The sequence below is a fragment of the Bacteroidota bacterium genome, from assembly GCA_018698135.1.
Classification (GTDB): Bacteria; Bacteroidota; Bacteroidia; order CAILMK01; family JAAYUY01; genus JABINZ01.
Genome location: JABINZ010000277.1, coordinates 1 through 10,540, shown reverse-complemented (window position 1 = coordinate 10,540; position 10,540 = coordinate 1). Strand labels below are relative to the sequence as shown.

Annotated in this window: 8 protein-coding genes; 6 read left to right on the top strand and 2 right to left on the bottom strand. The window is 36.2% G+C overall.

Features of this window, described 5'->3' with window-relative positions; all coding sequences use genetic code 11:
• Positions 1-379: 379 nt before the first annotated feature.
• Positions 380-4,069 carry a phosphoribosylformylglycinamidine synthase gene (gene purL / locus HOG71_17110; protein ID MBT5992568.1) on the top strand — a complete coding sequence of 1,230 codons (3,690 nt, stop codon included), beginning with the start codon at positions 380-382 and terminating at the stop codon, positions 4,067-4,069.
• A gap of 297 nt (positions 4,070-4,366) precedes the next feature.
• Entirely contained in the window at positions 4,367-5,377 is a 1,011-nt protein-coding gene (locus tag HOG71_17105; GenBank protein ID MBT5992567.1) for a hypothetical protein, read from the top strand.
• Positions 5,378-5,539: 162 nt separating this feature from the next.
• Here HOG71_17105 and HOG71_17100 read toward each other — a convergent pair whose 3' ends face one another.
• Positions 5,540-6,787: a DUF1015 domain-containing protein gene (locus HOG71_17100; GenBank protein ID MBT5992566.1), complete on the bottom strand. Its 1,248-nt coding sequence runs from the start codon at positions 6,785-6,787 to the stop codon at positions 5,540-5,542.
• A gap of 121 nt (positions 6,788-6,908) precedes the next feature.
• Positions 6,909-7,382: a hypothetical protein gene (locus tag HOG71_17095; protein MBT5992565.1), complete on the bottom strand. Its 474-nt coding sequence runs from the start codon at positions 7,380-7,382 to the stop codon at positions 6,909-6,911.
• Between the two features lie 96 nt (positions 7,383-7,478).
• Here HOG71_17095 and serC point away from each other — a divergent pair, with 96 nt between their 5' ends.
• From serC to HOG71_17075, 4 genes are all read left to right on the top strand, one after another.
• The gene (serC, locus tag HOG71_17090) at positions 7,479-8,552 is read left to right on the top strand and encodes a 3-phosphoserine/phosphohydroxythreonine transaminase (GenBank protein ID MBT5992564.1); all 1,074 of its coding nucleotides are present in this window, start codon (positions 7,479-7,481) and stop codon (positions 8,550-8,552) included.
• Between the two features lie 18 nt (positions 8,553-8,570).
• Entirely contained in the window at positions 8,571-9,491 is a 921-nt protein-coding gene (locus HOG71_17085; GenBank protein MBT5992563.1) for a 3-phosphoglycerate dehydrogenase, read from the top strand.
• 172 nt (positions 9,492-9,663) lie between these two features.
• Positions 9,664-10,083, top strand: coding sequence for a hypothetical protein (locus HOG71_17080; protein ID MBT5992562.1), 420 nt, complete (start codon positions 9,664-9,666; stop codon positions 10,081-10,083).
• Positions 10,084-10,186: 103 nt separating this feature from the next.
• The coding region (locus HOG71_17075; protein MBT5992561.1) for a hypothetical protein at positions 10,187-10,540 on the top strand (354 nt) is incomplete at its 3' end.

The following is a 10,540-nucleotide window of genomic DNA, read 5'->3' as shown; positions in this document are numbered from 1 at the left end:
CTTAAATCTTTACACTCTACACCTTCATTTATAACTAAGACTATAATATCCCCTCAACCCCCATTCTGGATTCAGTTTGTACCATTCTGGATTCAGTTTGTAACTGAATCCTATATTGTTCTGAATGTTACTAATTTAATATTTGCATAATAGGATCAAGTCACAGACTTAATCCAGAGTGTGACCAAACCCTAGTTTGATATTTGAGCATTGTCATTTGGAATTTGTTTGTTCTTTGAGTTTTGTCTTTTGAGATTTTATTCTTCAAACTTTGCACTCTAAACTCCACACTTTCGTTCATAACTAAGACAATAAAATCCCATCAACTAACTATCTTTGCTGCATCATAAATAGGGTAAAATTTGCAAAGAATAAGGTTATGATCATTTACTTCCAAGGTGCTGAAAATAAGTTTTTTGTTGTTGAATGTGAAGATTGGCTGAGTGAAGAAGAAGTCAAGCGATTGAGTTGGTTATTCAGTGATGCAAAAATTCTATTAGAGCAAAAACTAACGGGTTTATTTGTTGGTCCACGTAAAGAGATGATCACACCCTGGAGTACCAATGCTGTTGAAATTACCCAGAACATGGGAATCAGCAATATCAAGCGAATTGAAGAATTCCTGCAAGTTGAATCGGTAGAGGCTGAATTTGATCCGATGTTAGAAGTCATTTATCAGAATCCGGGTCAGAAAGTATTTGCAATTTCTAAAAAGCCTGAAAAGGTTGATATGATTTTTGATATTGGCTTATATAACGAAGCAGAAGGTTTGGCCTTGAGTGAAGATGAAGTCGACTATCTGAAAGGAGTTGCAAAACAGATAAAAAGATTATTAACAGATAGTGAAGTATATGGTTTTGCCCAGGTAAATTCAGAACATTGCCGACATAAAATATTCAACGGTAAATTCATAATCGATGGGGAAGAAATGGAGGAATCATTGTTTGAAATGATCAAGAAAACTTCCAAAGAAAATCCCAATAGAATTATTTCTGCCTATAAAGATAACGTGGCTTTTGTTGATGGACCTGAGATGCTGCAATTTGCACCAGAAAGTCAGGATAAAGCAGATTTCTTTTGTTTGAAAAAGAAAGAAACCGTCATTTCTCTAAAGGCTGAAACACATAATTTCCCGACTACTGTAGAACCATTCAATGGGGCTGCAACAGGTACAGGAGGTGAAATCAGGGATAGAATGGCTGGCGGTAAAGCTAGTATGCCCATAGCAGGAACAGCTGTTTATATCACTTCCTACCCTCGATTAGAAGAAAACAGAAGTTGGGAGCAAGCAACTGATGCCCGTAAATGGTTGTATCAATCGCCAGAAGAAATTTTAATCAAAGCTTCCAATGGAGCTTCTGATTTTGGAAATAAATTCGGTCAACCGCTTATTTGCGGTAGTCTATTGACATTCGAGCATTTTGAAAAACTCTCTGAAGAAGAGCTAAGAAAGTATGGTTTTGATAAAGTGATCATGCAGGCTGGAGGAATTGGCTATGGTAAAAAAGAAGATGCAATAAAAGATAGTCCAAAAACGGGTGATCGTATTGTGGTGATGGGTGGCGATAACTACCGCATTGGCATGGGTGGAGGCGCAGTGTCGTCTGTTGCTACCGGTGAGTTTTCCAATAAAGTTGAGTTGAATGCTGTTCAACGCTCCAATCCTGAAATGCAAAAGCGAGTCTGCAATGCAATTCGTGCCATGGCAGAATTAGATATGAATCCTATCATTTCAATTCATGATCATGGTGCAGGTGGACATTTAAATTCTATTTCTGAACTGGTTGAAGAGAGTGGAGGAACTGTTCAAATGAACAAACTTCCTATCGGTGATCCAACACTTTCCGCTAAAGAAATTATTGGAAATGAATCGCAGGAGCGCATGGGTTTGATTATCGATAAAGATAATCTTGAGCTCTTGAATAAAGTATCTGAAAGAGAAAGAGCTCCCATTTATGATGTGGGTGAATGTACAGGAGATCAGCATTTCAAATTTGAAGCTGCCGAAGGTCGAAACCCAATGGATATCGCACTTCCTTATTTGTTTGGCAAACCACCCAAGTCTGTTCTGGAAGACAAATCTTTCGAACAAAAATATCCTGAATTGGTATATGAAGAGAGTAAGTTGATTCAGTATATTGATGATGTTTTGCAACTGGAAGCAGTAGCTTGCAAAGACTGGCTGACCAATAAGGTAGACCGTTCGGTTACAGGTAAAGTTGCCAAACAGCAAAGTACTGGTCCAATCCAACTTCCGTTAAACAATGTAGCTGTTACGGCTATTGATTATAGTGGAAATAAAGGGATTGCTACATCTATCGGACATGCACCTATCGCAGGACTAGTCAATCCTGAAGCTGCGTCACGTTTAGCCATTGCCGAAGCGCTTACCAACATGGTTTGGGCGCCCATTGAGCAAGGATTGAAGGGTGTTTCCTTAAGTGCTAACTGGATGTGGCCTGCCAAAAATGAAGGAGAGAATTACAGATTATATAAAGCTGTTAAGGCTGTTTCGGATTTCTCCATCGCCTTGGGAATTAACGTTCCGACAGGAAAAGATTCGCTTTCCATGGTGCAGAAATATCCAGATGGTGAAAAAGTGTATTCCCCGGGTACGGTTATTATTTCTACTGTTGGAGAGGTGAGCAATATCAATCAGGTAGTTACTCCCGAACTGAAAGATGTAAAAGAAAGTAAATTACTTTACATTGATTTCTCAAATGCTACAAAAGAACTGGGTGGAAGCAGTTTTGCTCAGGTGCTTAATGGTTTAGGACAAAAAACGCCTGATGTAATTGACACTGATTATTTCAAAAAAGCTTTTGAAAGTGTTCAGCATCTTATTCAGGAAAACAAAGTTTTAGCAGGTCATGATATCTCTGCCGGAGGACTCGTTACGACTCTTTTAGAAATGTGCTTCCCTGTTTCTAATTTAGGATTAGAGGTTAATCTTTCTGGAATTGAAGCACAAGATAAAATCAAGTTATTATTTGCTGAAAATCCGGGAATTATTATTCAGGTCGAAGGTGATGATGCTCTGAGTGAATTAGCTGAGAAAGGAATTAGGGCCATTCAAATAGCGGAAGTTAAACAGGATAGAGTTTTTAATATCTCAAATATTTGTTCTTTGGATATTGACAAGATGCGTGACAAGTGGTATTATACCTCTTACTTATTCGATAGCAAACAGGCAAAACCAGAATTAGCGTTAGATCGCTATAACAATTATAAGAATCAAGAATTAAGTTTCCAATTCCCTCAAGGATTTACAGGAAAATGTAATCAATACGGAATTGATAAAAGCAGAACGCAAAAATCAGGAGTAAAAGCAGCCATCATACGTGAGAAAGGCGTGAATGGTGATAGGGAAATGGCCTATATCATGCACTTGGCTGGTTTGGATGTGAAAGATGTTCACATGACTGATTTGATTTCTGGTCGGGATGATTTATCAGATGTTAACATGATTGTTTTTGTCGGTGGATTTTCCAACTCTGATGTTCTGGGTTCAGCTAAAGGTTGGGCAGGAGCTTTCCTTTATAATGAAAAAGCAAAAGCAGCTCTCGACAACTTCTATGCAAGAGAAGATACACTGAGTTTAGGTGTTTGTAACGGTTGTCAGGTAATGACTGAACTGGAATTGGTTTATCCAAAACACGATAAGTATCCAAAGATGAAACGCAATGCTTCTGGTAAGTTCGAATCAGGATTTATTAATGTGGATGTATTGGAAAATGATTCAGTAATGCTAAAATCATTGGCAGGCTCACGTTTGGGGATTTGGATTGCTCATGGAGAAGGTAAATTTGAATTGCCTAAAGCTGAAAATGATTATTTGATCCCAATGAAATTTAGTTATGATGCTTATCCGGCAAATCCAAATGGTTCTCCACATGCTACCGCTGCCATAGTCTCCGAAGACGGGCGCCACTTGGCCATGATGCCTCACCTAGAAAGAGCCTTTTATCCGTATCATTGGGCCAATTATCCTGCCGACAGAAAGCAAGATGAAATCACACCTTGGGTGGAGGCTTTTGTGAATGCTAAGAAATGGATTGAGGGGAAGTAATTTCGGATTTCGAATCGTCAATTTCGAAATTCCTATCATAAACGTCATCACGATTCCGACTTTAGGAGGAAGAAGTGATCTCCTGAATTGAATCTTGCTATTTCTGAATCAAATCTTCAACTTATTTCTAATCTAAAATTCTTGTCTACCAAAGATAAGCGAAAATCCCTTATTCTGAATTCAAATAAACTATTGTTAAAATTTGTATAATCTGAGTCCTCTTTGAGTGACTCAGATGTGAGTGAATTAATTGAACAGAATTTGCATAGTTAATGGCTGTAACCTTAGCTTTTTAGCATGCGGCTCATAACAATACTCTCATCTGCAATCATCCTTCTGGCATTCACATGCTCAGCTCAGCAGAAAGTGAGTATAACCACCATGCGACCAGCAGAGATTTCACTTAGCTCAGATGTGAAGACTGTTTTAGTGGCCAATCGGTTTTATCCTGCGAATCAAGCACAAGATTCAAATCGAATGGAAGAACAGATAGCTACATCTCTTGGTCAGGATGCTTCGAATAAATGTATACAAGCTATAATAAGTCAGATTAATCAATGTAATCGTTTCGACACTATCATCCCTATCCATATAGCTGTTGGACGAAATCAGCAAATTTCTGAACAGAAAGTAAAAACTATCTGTCAGAAGTATAATGCAGATATTCTTATTTTTCTGGATGATTTTAGATTTAATAAGGAAATGATACAGAAAAGAAGGTGTATAGATATAACCTATCAGGCGCCATGTCGTAAATATGGTTTTTATTGGGGAATCAAAGATGTAAATCTGACGGTTGCATTAAAACTGTTTTTTCCAGAAGATTATACGAAGAATTTTGAGCTTCCTCTCTATTCAAGTTTTAACGAATTATATCCTGCTCATCATATTGATAGCATCCATTATTCTAAAGACGATGAATTATGTATAACAAAAATTACAGGACAATATGCGGGTTTGGAGTTATGCCGAAAGCTTGCGCCATATTGGGAAAGAGAATTCCGTTTTTTGTATGCTTATAGCAGGAAAGATTTGCATGATGCAGTTTCAATGATACAAGGTGGTGAAATTAGTGAAGCTATTGAAGTGTTAAAAGTGATTGAATCAGAAGGTTCTCAAAGTGAGCGATATAAGGCAAAAATGAATCTGGCTTATTGTTATGAAATGAAAGATGTTATTTGGAAAGCAAAGAAATATGCTACTGAAGCTTATCGAATGAAAGGAACTAAAGAAGCTTTGGAATTAGCAAACAGGCTCTACGAAAGAGATCTGGAACGAAGAAAACTGAAAGAACAGTTTGGAGAGTAGCAAAAATTAGAGGCTGTCTCAAAAGTCTTCCAAACCGTCATCCTCGCGAAAGCGGGGATCTCTATATCCCTGAATATGAGATTCCTTTTTGCAAAGGAATGACGTTCAAATAGTTATTTATTGACTTTTGAGCCAGTTTCTTTTAGATTCTATTCGAAAGAACTATTCTTTGATTTTATGAACAACCATTCCACTTCTTAGTTTTGGCTCAAACCAGGTAGATTTTGGCGGCATCACATTTCCTGAATCTGCAATGTCGATCAATTGTTGGATAGTTACAGGATAAAGTGCAAAAGCAACTTTCATATCACCAGAGTCAACTCTTTTTTCCAATTCGCCTAATCCACGGATTCCTCCAATAAAGTCAATACGCGTATTTGTTCTTGGATCATCAATGCCTAAAATTGGGTTTAATACATTGTTCTGTAAAATGGAAACGTCAAGAATTCCCATTGGATCCTCAGTATAGGTTCCAGCTTTAGCAGTCAACTTATACCATGTTTTATCCATATACATACTAAACTCATGCAGTGAAGCAGGTTTGCAAATCTCTGAACCTACTTTTTCAACGTCCATAACTTCTGTAAGTTTAGACATGAATTCTTCTGTAGAATTTCCATTCAAATCTTTAACAGCACGGTTATAATCGATAATATTCATCTGGCTACTTGGGAAAAGTACAGTCAGGAAGAAATTATACTCCTCATCTCCTGTATGATTTGGATTTGATTCTTCAATTTCTTTTCCAATTTTTGCTGAAGAAGCTGCTCTGTGGTGTCCATCAGCTATGTAGGTGAATGGAACTTGCTCTGCAAAAATCTTTGAAATATTGGCAATTGTACTCTCATCATTTACTACCCATAATGTATGCTTAACGCCATCATCAGCAGTGAAGTCATATTCTGGATCAGCTTTCACGATCTCCACAACCAAAGAATTCATGTCGGCAACATCAGGGTAAGTAATAAATACTGGGCCTGTGTGTGCATTTACAGTTTTGAAATGATTGATTCTATCCTGCTCTTTTTCAGGACGTGTAAACTCATGCTTTTTAATGATGCCATCAAAGTAATCTTTAGTACTTGAAGCAGCTAATAAGCCATATTGTTCCCATTCTCCCATGATTTGACGATAGATATAGTATTTATCTTGATCATCCTGAAATAGAACGCCATCGGCTATCATTTGGTTGAAATTGTCGCGACCTTTTTCATAGACCTCCATTGAATGAATATCAATGTCCTCAGGAAGGTCAATCTCAGCTTTTACCACATGATAAAATGAATAAGGATTTCCTTCTGCTTCAATTCTTGCTTCAGCTGAATTTAAAACATCATAAGGTTTTGATGCAACCATATGAGCTTTATCCTTTGCAGGACGAATACCACGAAATGCTTTAATTACTGCCATTGTATACTTTTTTTGTGAATTATATTATTTAAAATTATTTTCAAAACAGCAGCAAGTTTACATAAATGTTTGAAATAAACATAATCATTATGAAAGGCTTAAAAATAGCTGGGGTGATGAATTAGTATTCTGGTCTTTTAAGAATTTCAGAATAAATGATCGCATCAACAGGGTCAAATTTAAATGAATAAGTTTCACTTTTTTCATTGTAATTATTACCCGCCTCTTCTTCTTCATTAGATTCTAGGGAATAAGCATCATAATTCTGCTCATCCATGGAATGCACATCATCATAGGTAAAAACAGGTTTATATTCTGCCACTTTTGTGGCTTCCTGATAATTTTTCTCAATAGCTTCATCATCATAGTTGAGAAAATCATCCTCTTGCTGCGTTACGACCTGAGGTTGACTTGTGGTGCTGGCTTGCTGGTATCTGTTAAATTGCTCTTTTAATGATTCAAACACATTCTCTTCAACAACTTCTTCTTCCATGTTTTCAGGGGGAGGGTTGTTTTTTTTATAGGCTTTTTTAACGATAGGAACTATAATCGATATAGCAATAAAAAATATATATAACCAGGTTTCGAAATCCATTAGCTTTTGTAAATTGGCAGCAAATATTAAGTAAACTTTAGCTGTTTTGTTAAGCAAAAATAGCTGTAATTTTTCAAATCGTTAAATTAATTTGACATGGGCAAAACTCATAATTTTTATGCTGGTCCTTCAATTCTTCCTCAATATACAATTGATGAAACCGCAAAAGCAATAAAAGACTTCGCAGGGACAGGTCTTTCAATAATGGAAATTTCTCACAGAAGCAAAGAAGTGGTTGCTGTAATGGATAAAGCAGTTGCTCTTTTTAAAGAGTTATTAAATATCCCTGAAGGATATCAAGTGCTGTTTCTTGGTGGTGGTGCCAGTACACAATTTATGATGGTGCCCTACAATTTAATGGGGAAAAAAGCAGCCTATCTGACAACCGGTGGTTGGGCAGCAAAAGCTGTAAAGGAAGCTAAATTATTTGGAGAAGTAGTTGAAGTGGCATCTTCAAAAGAGAGCAACTACAATTATATTCCAAAGGGCTGGGAAGTACCTGCTGATGCAGATTATTTCCATATTACAACAAACAACACGCTTTATGGAACTGAGATCAGAGAAGATTTCGATATTGATATTCCTTTGGTAGCTGATATGTCTTCCGATATTTTTAGTCGCCCAATTGATGTTTCAAAATATGCATTGATATATGGAGGTGCTCAAAAAAATCTTGCACCAGCTGGAATCACTTTCGTTATTGTTAAGGAAGAATTGTTAGGAAAAGTTGACCGTGCTATTCCAACTATGCTGGATTATCGAACGCACATAAAAAGCGAGTCGATGTTCAACACACCTCCAGTACTTCCATTATTTGCTGCGCTAAAAACGTTAGAATGGCTGAAAAACAATGGTGGAATTGAAGCCATGGAAAAAGTTAATATCGAAAAAGCTGGTTTGCTTTATGATGAAATAGATAGAAATAAATTATTCAAACCTACTGTATCAGTTGTTGAAGATCGTTCGCTCATGAATATTTGCTGGGTGATGAATGAGGAATATGCAGAGCTTGAGAAAGAATTTCTTGACTTTGCTACTGCCAGAGGAATGGTTGGAATTAAGGGTCATCGTTCTGTCGGAGGATATCGTGCTTCTACCTATAATGCACTCCCTAAAGAAAGTGTGGTAGCATTGGTAAAAGTGATGCAGGAATTTGAATCCATGAAGTAAACGTATAAAATTAAATTCATGAAAAAAGTATTGATAGCTACCGAAAAACCATTTGCAGCAGTAGCAGTTGATGGTATAAGAAAAGTTATTGAAAAAGCAGGATACGAATTGATTTTGCTTGAAAAGTATACAGATAATGCCGAGTTATTAGCAGCTGTTGCAGATGTAGATGCATTGATTATCAGAAGTGATAAAGTAACGCCAGATGTAATCGAGGCAGGTAAAAACCTGAAAATTGTAGTTCGGGCAGGAGCAGGATATGATAATGTTGATCTTGCTTCAGCTACAGCAAATAATGTTTGTGTAATGAATACACCTGGTCAAAACTCAAATGCTGTTGCAGAATTAGCAGTTGGTATGATGGTTTATATGGCACGTGGCTTATTCAATGGTAAAGCAGGAACTGAATTAAAAGAAAAAACAATTGGAATTCATGCTTATGGTAATGTTGGCAAATTGGTAGGTCATATTGCTAAAGGTTTTGGAATGTCTATCGCAGCTTTTGATCCATTTGTTGAGAAGTCAGTTATGGAGGCTGATGGCGTAAAAGTATATGATAGTGTTGAAGATTTGTATAAAAACTGTCAGTATATTTCTTTACACATTCCTTCAAATGATAAAACAAAAGAATCGATCAATTACGATTTGATAAGTATGATGCCTAAAGGAGCAACTATTGTAAATACAGCTCGTAAAGAAGTTGTTTGTGAAGAATCATTGGTAAAAGTTATGCAGGAAAGAGATGATTTTAAGTATCTTTCTGATATTGCTCCAAATAATGTGCTTGAATTGATTGAAAAATTTGAAGGAAGGGTTTACAGTACGCCAAAGAAAATGGGAGCTCAGACAGAGGAGGCAAATATTAATGCCGGTATTGCTGCAGCAACTCAAATTGTTGGTTTTTTAGAAAGTGCTGATACAACCTTCAAGGTTAATTAATTTAATATTTGAAAATAGTTTCTGAAAGACCAGCTATTGTTGAAATTAGCTAGGATTAATATTTTCATAAAGACTTGTATTAATAATGAAATGTAGTATTTTTGTTGATTAGAGGAAAATATTAAATAGATTCTTCCGTTTTAACAAAACAAAAATCAGAAAAATTAAGATAATGGTAAAGTTCAAATCAATTCTAAGTATTTTAATTATTGGAATGATGATCATGGTATCAAGTTCTTGTACTGAAGATAATCCAGTAATTGTTCTTCCAGATGAATACACTGGTCCTACAACAAATGGCAATCTGGAAGTTTTTGTAAGACATAAAACAGTAGCAGGCGTGTTTATTGGTGGCGCTTTGGTAGAATTGTTTTTATTTGAAATTGACAGAACAAATGATAATGTGTATCAATCGAATTTAACACCAACGGTTAATACAACAGAAGATGGAGCATTGTTTAAAAGTCTCGATTATCAACGTTATTGGCTACGAGCAGGTTATACTAACACCGAAGGTAGTTTCTTGGGTGTGGGTGATGTGATAGTTGCCAAGGGATTTACCACTCAATATCATGTTGTTTGTGTTCAATAATAGCATTAAAATTATTTTTAGAAGCCATCTCCTAAACGGGATGGCTTTTTTTATGTACTTATTTGAAAAATTAATCCTAATTTCGGATTAAAATCAATTAACTATGAATACAAAAAATCTATTTAAACTCCTTTTCATTCTTGGAATTGTATCTGTATTTATTTGCTGTAATGAAGAGGAAATTCCTAAAGATGAAAAAGCAAGTCTGGAAGTATTTGTGAAAAAATATTCAGTAAATGGACCAAAGGTTGGCAATATTACTGTTGAATTATTTTTGACTAAAAATGCACGAGATATCGGGAATATCTACAAAACTGCAACAACACCTACTACCGAAATTGAAGATAATGGGGCATTGTTTGAAGATCTTTCTGCTCAAGTATATTATTTGCAGGCTACATTTTCCGACTCTGGTCATGTTTACGAAGGCATAGCTGAATTAAATGTGGCAGAGAAT

Excerpts from the sequence above, each read along its gene's own strand:
- purL (MBT5992568.1), top strand. The coding sequence starts at position 380 with ATGATCATTTACTTCCAAGGTGCTGAAAATAAGTTTTTTGTTGTTGAA.
- HOG71_17105 (MBT5992567.1), top strand. The coding sequence starts at position 4,367 with ATGCGGCTCATAACAATACTCTCATCTGCAATCATCCTTCTGGCATTC.
- HOG71_17100 (MBT5992566.1), bottom strand. The coding sequence starts at position 6,787 with ATGGCAGTAATTAAAGCATTTCGTGGTATTCGTCCTGCAAAGGATAAA.
- HOG71_17095 (MBT5992565.1), bottom strand. The coding sequence starts at position 7,382 with ATGGATTTCGAAACCTGGTTATATATATTTTTTATTGCTATATCGATT.
- serC (MBT5992564.1), top strand. The coding sequence starts at position 7,479 with ATGGGCAAAACTCATAATTTTTATGCTGGTCCTTCAATTCTTCCTCAA.
- HOG71_17085 (MBT5992563.1), top strand. The coding sequence starts at position 8,571 with ATGAAAAAAGTATTGATAGCTACCGAAAAACCATTTGCAGCAGTAGCA.
- HOG71_17080 (MBT5992562.1), top strand. The coding sequence starts at position 9,664 with ATGGTAAAGTTCAAATCAATTCTAAGTATTTTAATTATTGGAATGATG.